We start from the raw sequence: 16,315 nt of genomic DNA, 5'->3' as shown, positions 1-16,315 counted from the left end.
CTGAATGTTCTTTTCCACACGTAGGAAAAGTGTCGATGAATTTATTTTCTCAATCGAAAAGCATCAGCCAATAGAGCTGAAACCCTTGTGATACCTGCCTTGCGCGCCGATCCAACTGACCGAATCGACCGCTAAGCGATTGAACATGAACAGGTTTTTTCCAGATTGAGGTTGACACCCCTGCGTTCCTCTGTAGAATGCCGACACACAGACGCGGGATGGAGCAGTCTGGTAGCTCGTCGGGCTCATAACCCGAAGGTCGTCGGTTCAAATCCGGCTCCCGCAACCAAACATCAAAAAAGGCTACTCGAAAGAGTGGCCTTTTTTGTGCGCGTCTGTTTTGTGAGTTGAGCGCTTAAATGAACAGAACCTCCTTTCGCGGGTGAAACCAGGAAATCGTTCTGATTCCGAAACTTAAGGCTCGGCAGCGACCGTTCGCCGCTCATTTACGCTTATTTGACCCTTCTGGGGATTAACGGTTGACACCCACGCGTTCGCCTGTAGAATGCCGCCACACAGACGCGGGATGGAGCAGTCTGGTAGCTCGTCGGGCTCATAACCCGAAGGTCGTCGGTTCAAATCCGGCTCCCGCAACCAAACATCAAAAAAGGCTGCTCGAAAGAGTGGCCTTTTTTGTATCTATTGAAAAAGTCCTTTCGCAACAATGACCTGTCACTGTGTAGTGAAGCGTTCCGGATCAACGAAGCTCTGAGACCAGACTATGCTGAATCGCAGACAGAACCCTCTACCACTGATGACATGCCATCACCGCTACCCGGTGAGAGGCGTTAATATTTGTGATTATTTTTTTCTACAGGGATTGGTAACTTGGCTCGATACCTCCATCCTGTCGCGCACAATCCAAGAGGTGATTGATGCGCGCCAACTCGTCTGATCCACAAGACACCGTCACAGCGACACAACCGATCAAGCCCGAGCGTTTGCGCTTGCTGGATCTGGTCAGCAAATATCGTCAGCCCATTGGTCTGGCGGTCACTCTGCTGTTGTTCGCTATCGCGCTGATTGCCTGTCGTCATCTGCTGAGCGAGCTCGACCTGTACGCTTTGCACGACTCGATCCTTGAAGTTCCCAAGCCTGCACTGCTTGGGGCGCTGGGTGCGACCGTGGCCGGGTTCATTATTCTGCTGGGATATGAATGGTCGGCCAGTCGCTACGCCGGTGTGAAATTGGCGCCGCGCATCCTCGCGCTCGGCGGCTTTACCGCGTTCGCCATCGGCAACGCCATCGGCCTGTCCATGCTCTCGGGTGGCTCGGTGCGTTACCGTTTATATGCGCGCCATGGCCTGGGGGCTTCTGACGTCGCCCACATGACCTTGTTCGCCAGCCTCTCGCTGGGTTGCGCCCTGCCACCGCTGGCCGCTCTGGCGACTCTGAGCAACCTGCCTGCCGCTTCTACCGCCTTGGGTCTGTCCGAACTGTTACTGGGGACGATTGCCGCTGCCGTGCTGCTGCTCTTTTCAGTGTTGGCCATCGGCATATACCGCCGTCGACTGCCGGAACAACCCTATCCGGACAACTTGTTGGTCAAGGTCGGCCGGCGCACCTTGCGCCTTCCTGGCCGTCGCCTGACGTTCCTGCAACTGGTCATTACCGCCCTGGACGTGGCTGCCGCCGCCACCGTGCTGTATCTGTTGCTGCCGGAAGCCCCACCGTTCGGCGCCTTCATGCTGGTGTACCTGCTGGCCCTGGCCGCCGGCGTGCTCAGTCATGTACCCGGCGGGGTCGGCGTGTTCGAAGCGATTCTGCTGGCAGCTTTCGCCGACAAACTCGGCGCGGCGCCACTGGCGGCCGCACTGCTGCTGTATCGCTTGATCTACGTGATTCTGCCGTTGCTGGTAGCTTGCCTGATGCTGCTGATCAATGAAGGTCAGCGCCTGTTCCAGACGCGCCAATCATTGCGGGCCGCGTCCGGCCTGGCCGCACCGATCCTGTCGGTGCTGGTGTTCCTGTCGGGCGTGGTGTTGCTGTTCTCCGGCGTGACTCCGGAAATCGACACCCGCCTGGAACACATCGGCTTTCTGATTCCGCACCGATTGGTCGACGCCTCGCACTTCGGCGCCAGCCTGGTCGGTGTTCTCTGCCTGTTGCTGGCCCAAGGCCTGCGCCGCCGACTGTCGGCCGCATGGATGCTGACCACCATTCTTTTGCTGGTGGGCGCCCTGCTCTCCCTGCTTAAAGGGTTCGACTGGGAAGAAGCTTGCCTGATGACCCTCATCGCGAGCCTGCTCGGGGTCTTTCGCCGCTCGTTCTATCGCCCGAGCCGTTTGACCGAATTGCCGTTCTCGCCGCTGTACCTGGTGTCCAGCCTGTGCGTGCTCGGGGCGTCGATCTGGTTGCTGTTGTTTGCCTATCAGGACGTTCCGTACAGCCATCAACTCTGGTGGCAGTTCACCCTCGACGCCGACGCTCCGCGCGGCCTGCGCTCGTTGCTCGGCGCAGCGGTGCTGCTGGTGGTGGTGTCCCTGACCTGGCTGCTGCGCACCGCGCGTCCGGTGATCCATCTGCCGACACTGGATGAACTGGACCGTGCGGTAAAAATCCTCATGGCTTCCTCGCAACCGGACGGCGGCCTGGCCCTGACCGGTGACAAGGCGTTGCTGTTCCACCCTAACGACCAGGCGTTCCTGATGTACGCCCGCCGTGGGCGCAGCCTGGTGGCCTTGTACGACCCGATCGGCCCGACCCAGCAACGGGCGGAGATGATCTGGCAGTTCCGCGACCTGTGCGACGTCCACCATGCGCGCCCAGTGTTCTATCAAGTGCGCGCCGAGAACCTGCCGTACTACATGGACATCGGCCTGACCGCGATCAAACTGGGCGAAGAAGCCCGGGTCGATCTCAAGCGCTTTGATCTCGAGGCCAAGGGCAAAGAGATGAAAGACCTGCGCTACACCTGGAACCGGGGCACCCGTGATGGTCTGTCGCTGGAGATCTTCGAGCCGGGTCAAGCGCCGATGGACGAGCTCAAGGTGATTTCCGATGCCTGGCTGACGGGCAAGAACGTGCGCGAGAAAGGTTTCTCGCTCGGCCGTTTCAGCGATGACTACCTGAAGCATTTCCGGGTGGCAGTGATTCGTTTCGAAGGACGCCCGGTGGCGTTCGCCAACCTGCTCGAGACGTTCGGCCATGAATTGGCCAGCCTCGACCTGATGCGCGCACACCCGGACGCCCCCAAGCTGACCATGGAATTCATGATGATCGGCTTGATCCAACATTATAAAAATCATGGATACGCGCGTTTCAGCCTGGGCATGGTGCCGCTGTCGGGGTTGCAACCCCGCCGTGGCGCACCTCTGACCCAGCGTCTGGGTTCGATGGTATTCCGCCGTGGTGAGCAGCTCTACAACTTCCAAGGCTTGCGCCGCTTCAAAGACAAATTCCAGCCCGACTGGGAACCCCGTTATATGGCCGTGCCCGCCGGACTCGATCCGCTGGTTGCCCTGGCCGACACTGCTGCCCTGATTGCGGGCGGCTTGACTGGATTGGTGAAACGCTGATGATTCGACGCTCCTTGCGGTACGTACTGGCCACACTGGTAGTGCTGGCCCTGATTCTCGGTGGCGGTTACTGGTACCTGAAACGTCCGGCACCGGAACCAACCCTCGAACGGCTGACGCCCGCCGATGGCGCCGCGATCACGCGCGTCATTCCCGGAAGAACTCCACGCGCCCAGGTGCTGGTATCGGTCAACGACGAGCAAAAGCTCAGCGACCAGCAATTGCTGACTTTGAGCCGCACCGCGTCGGCACAGATTGTTCAGGTCATTTTGCCCAAGGACTGCTTGCTGCAAAGTCGCGCATTGCAATCGGGTCTGAGAGAGCTCAAAGGCCCTGCGACCCTGGTCAGTGGTATCGGTCCTGGTGCCGTGCTGGCCTGGCGCTGGTTGTCCGAACAGAAGAACGACAAGGCCCAGGCCGTTTCGGTGGACCTGGCCCTGGAAAAACCGGGTTGCACGCACCTGCTGCCGAAGAGTGCTGCCCACGGCCACTGGCTGGTGGCGTGGAACGACAACCCGGATGACACCAGTGCCGGCTTCGTGCGCGACCAACCGAATGCCGAAACCAGCATCAGCGACTACGACATCAATCTGCCGCAAGTGCTGAACAACGAACTGCGCAAAATTCTCGTCGGCGGCGACAAAGCTGCTGGCGGCTTGCAGATTCCAGTGGTCGAAGTGCCGGCAGGTCAGGCCAAGGACACCGTCACTCTGTTCCTCTCCGGTGACGGCGGCTGGCGCGACCTGGACCGCGACGTCGCGGGCGAAATGGCCAAGATCGGCTACCCGGTCGTCGGCATCGACACCCTGCGTTACTACTGGCAGCACAAGAGCCCGGAGCAAAGCGCGCTGGACCTCGCCGAACTAATGCAGCACTACCGGCAAAAATGGGGCACCAAGCGCTTCATCCTGACCGGTTATTCGTTTGGCGCCGACGTCCTGCCGGCGATCTACAACCGCTTGGCCGAATCGGAACAGCAGCGCGTCGACGCAATCATCCTGCTCGCCTTCGCCCGCACCGGCAGCTTCGAGATCGAAGTCGAAGGCTGGCTCGGCAACGCCGGCAAAGAAGCCGCCACCGGCCCGGAAATGGCCAAGCTGCCTCCAGAGAAAGTGGTGTGCATCTACGGTGCAGAAGAAGTCGACGAAAGCGGCTGCACCGACAAGACCGCCGTAGGCGAAGCGATGAAACTGCCTGGCGGCCATCACTTCGACGAGAACTACCCGGCGCTGGCACAGCGGTTGGTGGACATCATCGTCAAGCGTCAGGCCAAGGACGGAGCGACGGCTCAGGAGTGATCTGAACCGCCCACAAAAAGCCCCCGCAGCCGTTTGGTTGCGGGGGCTTTTTCATATGAGCAAATATGAAGCGCTTCCAGCTAGCCTGACGTTATGCCGAATTCGACTCAGATTCCATTTCCCCTAAACCGTTTTTTTGGCGTGCAGGTGGAAACTGTGTTTTCCAATGTCGATACCGAGAAGCGTCATCGTGTTCATGAGAGATCCTCCGCCGAAAACGAGAAAAGCCCTGCAAGCGTAAACCTGCAGGGCTTCTCGGTCAGGCTGACCATCTCATTAAGCCCCCGCTGCCTTCACGGCAACGGGGGCTTCCTACTTAGAGGCGACGTTCTGCGGCGCCGTATACCTCTTCGTCACGTCGAGCCCCGACTGCAACGATCAATACTTGAATAGCCTTGCCATCGACTCGATAAACAATCCGCGTGTCGCCTGTCCGGATCCGTCTACAGCCAGCCAGACTGGCTCTTAGGGGCTTGCCGCTCTTGTCCGGCTCACCATTGATAATCCGCTCTTCGATAACATCAAGAATACGGTTCGCTGCCACTGCTCCCAGCAGATCCAGATCCTTCTGGACCTCCGGATGATAGATAACGCCCCAAACCATCCATAGCTCCTTTAGTCTTTCCTGGCGTACCGTGCCCGCATATCGTCGTGACTGACGGCCTTGGCCTGATCAAAACCAATCAATCGCTCCCGGGCAGCAGCTTCAACGCGAAGGTCCTCAAGCTCATCGAGCATTTCCTGATACGCCTCGACATTGATGATGACCGCTGCGGGTTGGTTGTCTTTGAAAATGACCAGCCGCTCGGTGGCTCGGCTGGAGATTTCTTTAAGCCTCGCACTAAACCCCCTGACCATCGCAGTCACCGATATTGCTTGGTCAGCACGCTCTAACAATGCCGTCATACTCACCTCTCTACCTACTCGTGCAAATTTGAACACACAGTTCTACGCAGAGTATTGCGTTGAATTCGACATACAGCAAGCAGCAAAAAAACTGGATTCTATCGCCCTGCTCTTTTCTCGCACACGGCAAGTGTTTAGTTTCGTTTACTTCTGGTGTCGCAATATCGGATGACGCCCGCAGACCTTGTAGGCAAACTCCGAATCTCGTGTTTGGGCACTTTGCCGCCTTGTTGCGCGTTTCTTCGACGGGATAGTCTCCGGACGTCGCTGACCATTCAGCGATCGGGCTTGGAAACCCGTCAACTAGCCGCAACAGCGCCTCTTCATGATTGCATGTGTTTTTTGATCATGAGTTATGGCAGCTGTGCGTGGGACGCTCTCGGGCGTGCCGGTTTCCTAGTTCCCGGTTTTCCAACCTGCGTACAGCTGTCACCCATTTGCTTGGAAACGAATGGGGCAGCTCCTCAACTAGGATTTTGAACATGACTAAAACTGACTCAACCGCAATTTCAGATTTAAAAACCATCGGCTTCACCCCGCTCATCTACTGCCAGGATGAGGCGTTATTCAACGTCCGCGCCGGCGTCCCCATCGTTGATGCCTTGTCACAAGCCTCCGACCTGCTGTTCCTCGCCAAATCGTTTACCGAGGACGCCGCCTATGCAAAAGACACCGACCGCCACGCCTGGGCTGCGCATTACCTGACGGCGATGGGCAAGGCCGTGATTGATGACGTGGTGAAGGTGCTGACGCCGCGACCGGCGCGGACGAAGACTGAATCCGAAGAAGAAATGCCCGATAGCAAATAACACCGAAAAACCCCTGTGGGAGCGAGCCTGCTCGCGATGGCGGACTGGAAAAACCTTTGATGTCGACTGACAGATCGCTATCGCGAGCAGGCTCGCTCCCACAGGGGGGGCATCGCCAGTTTCTGAATCCCGGGCACAAAAAAGCCCCCGCTGCCGCACTGGCAACAGGGGCTTTTTGATGGGGCTTACATCTCGACCTGTGTACCCAGTTCAATCACCCGGTTCAGCGGCAGATTGAAGAAGCGCAGGTTGCCGTTGGCATTCTTGAGCATGAACGCGAACAACGCCTCGCGCCAGCGGGCCATGCCTTCGAGTTTGGAGGCGATGACCGTTTCGCGGCTGAGGAAGTAGGTGGTGCGCATCGGGCTGAAGTCCAGGTCCTCGAGGTGGCACAGCTTCAGTGCTTGCGGCACGTCCGGCTCGTCGACGAAACCGAAGTGCAGGATCACCCGGAAGAAGCCTTCGCCATAGGAGTCGACCTCGAAACGCCGTGATGCCGGCACCCGAGGAATGTCTTCGTACACCACCGTCAGCAGCACCACTTGCTCGTGCAGCACCTGGTTATGCAGCAGGTTGTGCAACAACGCGTGGGGGACGGCGTCCGGGCGCGCGGTCAGGAACACGGCGGTGCCCTGGACGCGGTGCGGCGGTTGCACGGCGATACTGCTGATGAAGATCGGCAGCGGCAATCCGCCCTCGTCGAGACGCTCGACCAGCAGTTGCTTGCCACGTTTCCAGGTGGTCATCAGCACGAACAGCGCAATACCGGCGATCACCGGAAAGGCCCCGCCCTGAACGATTTTCGGCACGTTGGCGGCGAAGTACAGGCCGTCGACCAACAGGAAACCGATCGACAGCGGCACCGCGATGATCGGCGGCCACTTCCACAGCAGCAACATCACCGCCGACACCAGCACGGTGGTCATCAGCATCGTACCGGTCACCGCCACGCCATAGGCCGAAGCCAGGGCGCCGGAGGATCCGAAGCCGAGTACCAGCAGGATCACCCCGACCATCAGCGACCAGTTCACCGCGCCAATGTAGATCTGGCCCTGTTCGGCACTGGAAGTGTGCTGGATGTGCATGCGCGGAATGTAACCGAGCTGGATCGCCTGACGGGTCAGGGAGAACGCACCGGAAATCACCGCCTGGGAGGCAATCACCGTGGCCAGGGTCGATAAGCCGACCAGCGGAATCAACGCCCAGCTCGGTGCCAACAGGTAGAACGGGTTGCGAGCGGCTTCCGGGTCCCCCAGCAGCAACGCGCCCTGTCCAAAGTAGTTCAGCACCAGCGCCGGCAATACCAGGATGAACCAGGCACGGGCAATCGGCTTGCGGCCGAAGTGGCCCATGTCGGCGTACAGGGCCTCGGCGCCGGTCAGCGCCAGTACTACTGCGCCAAGAATCGCCACGCCCATGCCCGGGTGGTCGATGAAGAAGCGCACGCCCCAGACCGGGTTTATCGCTTGCAACACTTCCGGGTGCTGGAAGATGCCGTGGACGCCCAGGGCACCCAGGACCACAAACCACGTCACCATGATCGGCCCGAACAGAATGCCGATCCGCGCGGTGCCGTGACTCTGGATCAAAAACAGCGCGACGAGCACGATCAACGACAGCGGCACCACCCAATGGTCGATGCCATCGAATGCCAGGCCCAGGCCTTCAATGGCCGAGAGCACGGAAATCGCCGGGGTGATCATGCTGTCGCCATAGAACAGCGCCGCACCGATCAGCCCACAGACCACCAGCAGGGTGCGCAGTTTCGGATACCCCGACGCCGCCCGCCGCGCCAGCGCGGTCAAGGCCATGATTCCGCCTTCGCCCTGGTTGTCGGCGCGCAGCACGAACATCATGTATTTGAACGACACAACCCAGATCAGTGACCAGAAAATCAGCGCCAGGATGCCCAGCACGCCGTCATGGTTGACGGGTACGCCATAGCCACCGGAGAACACTTCCTTGAGGGTGTACAGCGGGCTTGTGCCGATATCGCCGTAAACCACACCCACCGCCGCGACCAGCATGCCGATCGGCTTTGCCGCCGAATGCTCAGCGCTTGCAGCCTGACTACTTGCCTGCCCCATCCAAAACTCCTACTACTCAGACCCGGACTTCTTATAAGAAGCACTATGCTTTGCCGTGCAGCATGCGCTGTTTTACTTAAGGTTACAGACGATTTATTGACTGTAAAAATTCGGTAAAGCGTAACGGCGCGAAGCATAGCGCAGCACTCGTCGTATTTCCCTGCATAAAGCTGGTCAAGTGCGCCTCTCATCGCTAGAATTGCGCACTTTTTGACCAGAGGCGCAACATAGCGCCCGTCTGTCGCCTTGCCGTCTTCGGCTGGAGGCGTCCCAAATACCGAGGTTAGACATGTCCACCACTCCCGCGCCAGCCAATCCAAAAGTTGGCTTCGTATCCCTGGGTTGCCCCAAAGCACTGGTCGACTCCGAGCGCATCCTTACCCAGCTGCGCATGGAAGGCTATGACGTCGTGTCCACCTACGAGGACGCCGACGTCGTTGTGGTCAACACTTGCGGTTTCATCGATTCGGCCAAGGCTGAGTCCCTGGAAGTGATCGGCGAAGCCATCAAGGAAAACGGCAAGGTCATCGTGACCGGCTGCATGGGCGTCGAAGAAGGCAATATTCGCAAGGTACACCCAAGCGTGCTGGCCGTAACCGGTCCGCAGCAATACGAGCAAGTGGTCAACGCGGTGCATGACGCAGTGCCGCCGCGCCAGGATCACAACCCGCTGATCGACCTGGTGCCGCCGCAAGGGATCAAACTGACCCCGCGCCACTACGCTTACCTGAAGATTTCCGAAGGCTGCAACCACAGCTGCAGCTTCTGCATCATTCCTTCGATGCGCGGCAAACTGGTCAGCCGTCCGGTCGGTGATGTGCTCGACGAAGCCCAGCGCCTGGTCAAGGCCGGCGTCAAAGAGCTGTTGGTGATCTCGCAAGACACCAGCGCCTACGGCGTCGACGTGAAATACCGCACCGGTTTCTGGAACGGCGCGCCGGTGAAAACCCGCATGACCGAACTCTGCGAAGCCCTGAGCACCCTCGGCGTCTGGGTTCGCCTGCACTACGTTTACCCGTACCCGCACGTCGACGAGCTGATCCCGCTGATGGCCGCCGGTAAAATCCTGCCGTACCTGGACATCCCGTTCCAGCATGCCAGCCCGAAAGTCCTGAAAGCCATGAAACGCCCGGCCTTTGAAGACAAGACCCTGGCACGCATCAAGAACTGGCGCGAGATCTGCCCGGACCTGATCATCCGTTCGACCTTCATCGTCGGCTTCCCCGGCGAAACCGAAGAAGACTTCCAGTACCTGCTGGACTGGCTGACCGAAGCGCAGCTGGACCGCGTCGGCTGCTTCCAGTACTCCCCGGTCGAAGGCGCCCCGGCCAACCTGCTGGACGCGGCCATCGTGCCGGACGACGTCAAGCAAGACCGTTGGGACCGCTTCATGGCGCACCAGCAGGCCATCAGCTCGGCGCGCCTGCAACTGCGCATCGGCCGCGAGATCGAAGTGCTGGTCGATGAAGTCGACGAGCAAGGCGCGGTCGGCCGCTGCTTCTTCGATGCCCCGGAAATCGACGGCAACGTGTTCATCGACAACGGCAGCAACCTCAAGCCGGGTGACAAGGTCTGGTGCAAAGTGACCGACGCCGACGAGTACGACCTGTGGGCTGAACAGATCTAAACGCAAAAAATACACACAGCCCCGCTCTTTTCACGAGATGCGGGGCTTTTTTACGTCTATCGTTTTGTGGGAGAAAGGACTCGCACAATCAACGGTAAAAGGGGCAGCCGGCCATGCGCCAACATTCGGTCATCCACACGCCGAAACAGAGCGACTACGAAGAACTCACGCGCGTCTGGGAAGCCTCGGTGCGCGCCACCCATGACTTCCTCCCGAACAGCTACATCGAACTGCTGAAGAACCTGGTGCTGACCCGCTACCTCGACGCAGTGATGCTGATCTGCACCAAGGACGCTCGCCAGCGCATCACCGGGTTTGCCGGGGTCGCCGCGGGAAAGATCGAAATGCTCTTCATTGACCCGGCCCATCGTGGCCAAGGCTTGGGCAAGCAGTTGCTGCGCTATGCCATGGAACATTTGAACGCCGATGAACTGGACGTCAACGAGCAGAACCCACAGGCGCTGGGTTTCTACTTCAAGCAGGGCTTTGAGGTGATCGGTCGTTCGGAAGTCGATGGCATGGGACAGCCCTATCCGTTGTTGCATATGCGCTTGCGTCAGGCGCAACAATTGACGCGCAATGGCTGACACAACATTAAAAGCACATGCGGCAAATGGAGCCGGGATTAACCGGCGCCACGCAGGTACAATGCCCACCCCTTTTTTGTTACGGCCCTGTCATGACTGACCCGATTCGTCTCTCCAAACGCCTCATCGAACTCGTCGGCTGTTCCCGTCGGGAGGCTGAGCTGTTCATCGAGGGCGGCTGGGTCACCGTGGACGGCGAAGTCATCGACGAACCGCAATTCAAGGTCGACACCCAGAAAGTCGAGCTTGACCCGGAAGCCAAGGCCACCGCACCGGAACCGGTGACCATCCTGTTCAACGTACCGGCCGGGATGGACGCGGAAACGGCGATGGCCACCATCAGCGCCGAGACCCTGAGCGAAGAACACCGCTTCAGCAAACGTCCGCTCAAGGGCCACTTCCTGCGGCTGACCGCCAGCACCGACCTGCAAGCCAACGCCAGCGGTCTGCTGGTGTTCACTCAGGACTGGAAGATCTTGCGCAAACTGACTGCCGATTCCGCCAAGATCGAGCAAGAGTATGTGGTCGAGGTTGAAGGCGACATGGTGGCTCACGGCCTCAACCGCCTGAACCATGGCCTGACTTACAAGGGCAAGGAACTGCCGCCGGTCAAGGCCAGCTGGCAGAACGAAAATCGCCTGCGCTTTGCGATGAAGAACCCACAACCGGGCGTGATCGCCCTGTTTTGCCAGGCCGTCGGCCTGAAGGTCGTCGCCATCCGCCGCATCCGCATTGGCGGCGTGTCCATCGGCAAAGTGCCGCTGGGGCAATGGCGCTACCTGTCCGGCAAAGAGAAGTTCTAAGACTTTTCACGCCGCCATACATTTCGGCGCCGCTGTTTATGCGGCGCCCACTGCTGAATATCAGGACTGCACACCATGATCCATAATGACGTACTGCGCAGCGTGCGCTACATGCTCGACATCAGCGACAAAAAAGTCATCGAGATCATCAAGCTCGGCGGCATGGACGTCACCCTGGCAGACCTGCTGACGTACCTGGACAAGAAAGAGGAAGACGAAGAAGGCTTCGTACGCTGCCCGGACGAAGTCATGGCGCATTTCCTCGACGGCCTGGTGATCTTCAAACGCGGCAAGGACGAAAGCCGTCCGCCGCAACCTATTGAAGTGCCGGTGACCAACAACATCATCCTGAAAAAGCTGCGCGTGGCCTTCGAACTCAAAGAAGACGATATGCACGCCATCCTCAAGGCTTCGGAGTTTCCGGTGTCCAAGCCCGAGCTGAGCGCGCTGTTCCGCAAGGTCGGACACAGCAATTACCGGGCGTGCGGCGACCAGTTGCTGCGCAATTTCCTCAAGGGCCTGACCCTGCGTGTTCGCCCGCAGTAAGCGCACATGCGCCTTGAGCCGCAACTCTGCGGCTCAAGGCCAGCCTGTATAGACCTTCATTCCTCGCAAAAATAGTGGCTCCGCTTCCGGCGGCTGACGACTAGGGTGTAATGACCCTCAGCTCTCAGGACTCGCCATGCACCCGTACTTTTCCCTGCAAGGCCGCACCGCACTGGTGACCGGCGGCACCCGTGGTATCGGCAAGATGATCGCCAAGGCCTATGTCGAGGCCGGCGCCAGCGTTTATGTGTGCGCCCGTGATGCCGACGCCTGCCGGCAAACCGCCGATGAGCTGAGCGCCTTCGGGGTGTGTCATGCGGTAGCTGCCAATCTGGCTCATGAGGAAGGCGTCCAGCAATTGGCGGCGCACCTGAGTGAGCAGATTGGCCAGCTGGACATTCTGGTGAACAATGCCGGCACCACATGGGGCGCGCCGCTTGAGAGTTACCCGGTCAAGGGCTGGGAAAAGGTCATGCAGCTCAACGTGACATCGGTGTTCAACTGCATCCAGCAGTTTTTGCCGCTGCTGCGAAAGGCCGGTTCGCCAGCAAATCCGGCACGGATCATCAATATTGGCTCAGTGGCCGGGATTTCTTCCTTTGGTGAAGAGGCGTATGCCTACGGCCCGAGTAAAGCGGCCCTGCATCAACTGTCGCGAATCCTGGCCAGAGAACTGGTGAGCCAGCACATCAACGTCAACGTCATTGCACCGGGGCGTTTCCCGAGCAAGATGACCCAGCACATTGGCAACGATGAGCAGGCGCTGGCGCACGATACGGCGTTGATACCCATGAAGCGCTGGGGTCGGGAAGAAGAGATGGCGGCGCTGGCGATCAGCCTGGCGAGCACGGCTGGGGCGTATATGACCGGGAATATTATCCCGCTGGATGGTGGATTCAGCCTCTGATCCGCATGATCGTTCCCACGCTCTGCGTGGGAATGCAGCCCGGGACGCTCCGCGTCCCAAAAGCGGACGCAGAGCGTCCATTGAAGCGTTCCCACGCAGAGCGTGGGAACGATCTTAGGGTGGGTTATCATGCCCGCCTCTTACCCGCTTCGACCCCCAAACCATGACCTACAGCGTTTCCCCCATCGGCTTCGTGCGCTCCTGCTTCAAGGAGAAATTCGCCATCCCGCGCCAACCGCAACTGGCCCCGGCTGCTCGCGGCGTGCTCGAACTGGTGGCGCCTTTTGATCAGGGTGATGCGGTGCAAGGCCTGGAGCAGGTCAGCCATGTCTGGCTGTTGTTCCTGTTTCATCAAGCCCTTGAAGAAAAACCACGCCTGAAAGTCCGCCCGCCTCGTCTGGGCGGCAACAAATCCATGGGCGTGTTTGCCACGCGCGCGACGCACCGGCCCAACGGCATCGGTCAATCCGTGGTGAAGCTGGACAAGGTAGAAGCCAATCGGCTGTGGATATCTGGAATAGACCTGCTCGACGGCACGCCGATTCTGGACATCAAACCCTATGTGCCTTACGCGGACATCATCGACACAGCGTCCAATAGCATCGCCAGCGCTGCGCCATCGCTGATTCCCGTGCAGTGGACGGACTCAGCGCTGCAACAGGCTCATAGCCATGCTCAGCGCCTTGAAGAGCCGTTGGTGGCACTGATCGAGCAATGCCTGGCACAAGACCCACGGCCGGCGTACCAGATTCCTGCGCCGGAGCGCGAATACGGGGCGCAATTCTGGGATCTGGATGTGCGCTGGCATTATCCCGAGGCCGGCGTGATCCGCGTTCTTGAAGTCATTCCCGCAAAATCCTGAATGCCAGAAACGAAAAAGCCCGCGATGCCTTTTCAGGCAACGCGGGCTTTTTGTGGCGAATAAAAAACCAATGTGGGAGCGAGCTTGCTCGCGAAAGCGGACTGTCAGTCAACATGATCGTTGAATGTTAAACCGCATTCGCGAGCAAGCTCGCTCCCACAGGTATTGGGCTTACTTCTCGACGAACGCACGCTCGATCAAGTAATCACCCGGCTCGCGCATCCGCGGCGAAACTTTCAAACCGAAGCTGTTCAGCACTTCGCTGGTCTCGTCGAGCATGCTCGGGCTGCCGCACAGCATGGCGCGGTCGTCCTGCGGGTTGATCGGTGGCAGACCGATGTCGCTGAACAGCTTGCCGCTGCGCATCAGGTCGGTCAGGCGACCTTCGTTCTCGAACGGCTCGCGGGTCACGGTCGGGTAGTAGATCAACTTGTCACGCAGCGCTTCACCGAAGAACTCGTTCTGCGGCAGGTGCTCGGTGATGAACTCGCGGTAAGCGACTTCATTGACGTACCGTACGCCGTGGCACAGGATCACTTTTTCGAAACGCTCGTAGGTTTCCGGGTCCTGGATGACGCTCATGAATGGCGCCAGACCGGTACCGGTGCTGAGCAGGTACAAATGTTTGCCAGGCTTCAAGTCATCCAGCACCAGGGTGCCGGTAGGCTTCTTGCTGATGATGATCTCGTCGCCTTCCTTCAGATGCTGCAACTGGGAAGTCAGCGGGCCATCAGGCACCTTGATGCTGAAAAACTCGAGATGCTCTTCCCAGTTCGGGCTGGCAATCGAGTAAGCGCGCATGAGCGGCCGGCCGTTGGGCTGTTGCAGGCCGATCATCACGAACTGACCGTTCTCGAAGCGCAGGCCCGGATCGCGGGTGCACTTGAAGCTGAACAGAGTGTCGTTCCAGTGGTGAACACTGAGGACACGCTCGTGGTTCATGTTGCTCATGTACGTGGGACTCCTGGAGATTTGCCTGCGCCAATGATGTGCGCAATTGCATCGCATTCTAATGGCAGCGACAATATCTGTTAAATGGATTATTAAGATAAGGGTTATCGGTTATATAGATATGCGATTTACTCTCCGTCAACTTCAAGTATTCGTCGCTGTCGCCCAGCAGGAAAGCGTATCCCGTGCCGCGGGCTTGCTCAACCTCTCGCAATCGGCGGCCAGCACCTCGATCACCGAGCTAGAGCGCCAGTCCAGCTGCCAGCTGTTCGACCGCGCCGGCAAACGGCTGAGCCTTAACGCCTTGGGCAAGCAGCTATTGCCACAAGCCGTGGCGCTGCTCGATCAGGCCAAGGAGATCGAAGACCTGCTCAACGGCAAGTCCGGTTTCGGCTCCCTGGCGGTTGGCGCGACTCTGACCATTGGCAATTATCTGGCGACCTTGTTGATCGGCAGCTTCATGCAACGCCATCCCGAAAGCCAGGTGAAGCTGCATGTACAGAACACAGCCAATATCGTGCAACAAGTCGCTCACTACGAAATTGATCTGGGTCTAATCGAAGGCGACTGCAGCCACCCGGACATCGAAGTGCAAAGCTGGGTCGAGGACGAACTGGTGGTGTTTTGTGCGCCTCAGCATCCATTGGCCAAACGCGGCAGGGCGACCATGGAGGAGCTGACCCATGAGGCATGGATCCTGCGCGAGCAAGGCTCTGGCACACGGCTGACCTTCGATCAGGCGATGCGTCACCATCGCAGCACACTCAATATCCGACTCGAACTGGAACACACCGAAGCGATCAAACGCGCGGTAGAGTCAGGATTGGGGATTGGCTGTATTTCCAGATTGGCACTGCGCGATGCCTTCCGCCGCGGCAGCCTGGTGCCGGTGGAAACGCCAGATCTGGACCTGGCGCGACAGTTCTATTTCATCTGGCACAAACAGAAATATCAGACCTCGGCGATGCGCGAGTTTCTCGACCTGTGCCGCGCGTTCACCGCCGGGGTGCAGCGCAGCGACGAGATCGTCCTGCCCACCATCGCTTAAAGCAGAATCACCGCCCACACCAGCGCGATCATGCTCAACGCCACGAGCTGAGCGGCGCTGCCCATGTCCTTGGCGTTCTTGGACAGCGGGTGCAACTCAAGGGAAATGCGGTCGATGGCCGCTTCCACCGCCGAATTGAGCAATTCGACAATCAACGCCAACAGGCAGACGGCGATCAGCAACGCCTGTTCGACACGGCTGACGTTCAGAAAGAACGAAAGGGGGATCAGGATGACATTCAGCAGCACCAGTTGCCGAAAAGCCGCTTCGCCGGTAAAGGCTGCGCGCAGGCCGTCCAGCGAGTAACCGGAGGCGTTAAGGATACGTTTTAGGCCGGTTTGGCCTTTGAAAGGTGACATAGAGTGG

Annotated in this window: 15 protein-coding genes and 2 tRNA genes; 12 read left to right on the top strand and 5 right to left on the bottom strand. The window is 59.1% G+C overall.

The window, feature by feature from the left end; all coding sequences use genetic code 11:
- Positions 1-212: 212 nt before the first annotated feature.
- The 4 genes from ACM6I0_RS28745 to ACM6I0_RS28730 all read left to right on the top strand — a co-directional run bounded on the left by ACM6I0_RS28745 (position 213) and on the right by ACM6I0_RS28730 (position 4,816).
- A tRNA-Met gene (locus tag ACM6I0_RS28745) sits at positions 213-289 on the top strand.
- A gap of 231 nt (positions 290-520) precedes the next feature.
- A tRNA-Met gene (locus ACM6I0_RS28740) sits at positions 521-597 on the top strand.
- A gap of 278 nt (positions 598-875) precedes the next feature.
- A complete protein-coding gene (mprF, locus tag ACM6I0_RS28735; protein WP_414923845.1) occupies positions 876-3,518 on the top strand; it encodes a bifunctional lysylphosphatidylglycerol flippase/synthetase MprF in 2,643 nt (880 codons plus the stop codon).
- A complete protein-coding gene (locus tag ACM6I0_RS28730; protein WP_414923844.1) occupies positions 3,518-4,816 on the top strand; it encodes an AcvB/VirJ family lysyl-phosphatidylglycerol hydrolase in 1,299 nt (432 codons plus the stop codon). Before mprF ends, ACM6I0_RS28730 begins: the two co-directional genes overlap by 1 nt.
- Positions 4,817-5,132: 316 nt before the next feature.
- On the opposite strand, the gene ACM6I0_RS28725 is transcribed toward ACM6I0_RS28730, so the two are convergent.
- Both ACM6I0_RS28725 and ACM6I0_RS28720 read right to left on the bottom strand, forming a co-directional pair.
- On the bottom strand, positions 5,133-5,420 hold the full coding sequence (locus tag ACM6I0_RS28725; RefSeq protein WP_111450975.1) for a type II toxin-antitoxin system RelE family toxin: 288 nt from the start codon (positions 5,418-5,420) through the stop codon (positions 5,133-5,135).
- 11 nt (positions 5,421-5,431) lie between these two features.
- Entirely contained in the window at positions 5,432-5,722 is a 291-nt protein-coding gene (locus tag ACM6I0_RS28720; RefSeq protein ID WP_259152092.1) for a type II toxin-antitoxin system Phd/YefM family antitoxin, read from the bottom strand.
- 482 nt (positions 5,723-6,204) lie between these two features.
- Here ACM6I0_RS28720 and ACM6I0_RS28715 point away from each other — a divergent pair, with 482 nt between their 5' ends.
- Positions 6,205-6,531, top strand: coding sequence for a DUF3077 domain-containing protein (locus ACM6I0_RS28715; RefSeq protein ID WP_285430278.1), 327 nt, complete (start codon positions 6,205-6,207; stop codon positions 6,529-6,531).
- 185 nt (positions 6,532-6,716) lie between these two features.
- Here the strand turns inward: ACM6I0_RS28715 and ACM6I0_RS28710 are convergent, their stop codons facing one another.
- Positions 6,717-8,618, bottom strand: coding sequence for a potassium transporter Kup (locus tag ACM6I0_RS28710; RefSeq protein ID WP_285430280.1), 1,902 nt, complete (start codon positions 8,616-8,618; stop codon positions 6,717-6,719).
- A 289-nt stretch (positions 8,619-8,907) separates the two neighbouring features.
- On the opposite strand from ACM6I0_RS28710, the gene rimO reads away from it, so the two are divergent.
- The 6 genes from rimO (at position 8,908) to tsaA (ending at position 13,950) form a co-directional block, all read left to right on the top strand.
- A complete protein-coding gene (gene rimO, locus ACM6I0_RS28705) occupies positions 8,908-10,245 on the top strand; it encodes a 30S ribosomal protein S12 methylthiotransferase RimO (RefSeq protein WP_059181533.1) in 1,338 nt (445 codons plus the stop codon).
- A gap of 113 nt (positions 10,246-10,358) precedes the next feature.
- Complete coding sequence (locus tag ACM6I0_RS28700) at positions 10,359-10,832, top strand: GNAT family N-acetyltransferase (protein ID WP_285430282.1); 474 nt, start codon at positions 10,359-10,361, stop codon at positions 10,830-10,832.
- A gap of 92 nt (positions 10,833-10,924) precedes the next feature.
- A complete protein-coding gene (locus ACM6I0_RS28695) occupies positions 10,925-11,635 on the top strand; it encodes an rRNA pseudouridine synthase (RefSeq protein ID WP_090187685.1) in 711 nt (236 codons plus the stop codon).
- Positions 11,636-11,710: 75 nt separating this feature from the next.
- A complete protein-coding gene (locus ACM6I0_RS28690; RefSeq protein WP_285430283.1) occupies positions 11,711-12,181 on the top strand; it encodes a DUF1456 family protein in 471 nt (156 codons plus the stop codon).
- Between the two features lie 136 nt (positions 12,182-12,317).
- Positions 12,318-13,088, top strand: coding sequence for an SDR family oxidoreductase (locus ACM6I0_RS28685; protein WP_285430284.1), 771 nt, complete (start codon positions 12,318-12,320; stop codon positions 13,086-13,088).
- A gap of 163 nt (positions 13,089-13,251) precedes the next feature.
- Positions 13,252-13,950, top strand: coding sequence for a tRNA (N6-threonylcarbamoyladenosine(37)-N6)-methyltransferase TrmO (gene tsaA / locus ACM6I0_RS28680; protein ID WP_285430286.1), 699 nt, complete (start codon positions 13,252-13,254; stop codon positions 13,948-13,950).
- A gap of 171 nt (positions 13,951-14,121) precedes the next feature.
- Here the strand turns inward: tsaA and fpr are convergent, their stop codons facing one another.
- On the bottom strand, positions 14,122-14,901 hold the full coding sequence (gene fpr, locus ACM6I0_RS28675) for a ferredoxin-NADP reductase (RefSeq protein ID WP_003443014.1): 780 nt from the start codon (positions 14,899-14,901) through the stop codon (positions 14,122-14,124).
- A gap of 121 nt (positions 14,902-15,022) precedes the next feature.
- Here fpr and ACM6I0_RS28670 point away from each other — a divergent pair, with 121 nt between their 5' ends.
- On the top strand, positions 15,023-15,949 hold the full coding sequence (locus tag ACM6I0_RS28670; RefSeq protein ID WP_414923843.1) for a LysR family transcriptional regulator: 927 nt from the start codon (positions 15,023-15,025) through the stop codon (positions 15,947-15,949).
- Here the strand turns inward: ACM6I0_RS28670 and ACM6I0_RS28665 are convergent.
- Entirely contained in the window at positions 15,946-16,308 is a 363-nt protein-coding gene (locus tag ACM6I0_RS28665) for a diacylglycerol kinase (protein WP_008153979.1), read from the bottom strand. The two genes, ACM6I0_RS28670 and ACM6I0_RS28665, sit on opposite strands and share 4 nt — an antisense overlap.
- Positions 16,309-16,315 lie beyond the last annotated feature (7 nt).

It is taken from the genome of Pseudomonas sp. IT-P294 (assembly GCF_949767865.1).
Taxonomy (GTDB): domain Bacteria; phylum Pseudomonadota; class Gammaproteobacteria; order Pseudomonadales; family Pseudomonadaceae; genus Aquipseudomonas.
The sequence above is the reverse complement of the archived record's forward strand: the minus strand, read 5'-3'. Positions and strand labels throughout refer to the sequence as shown.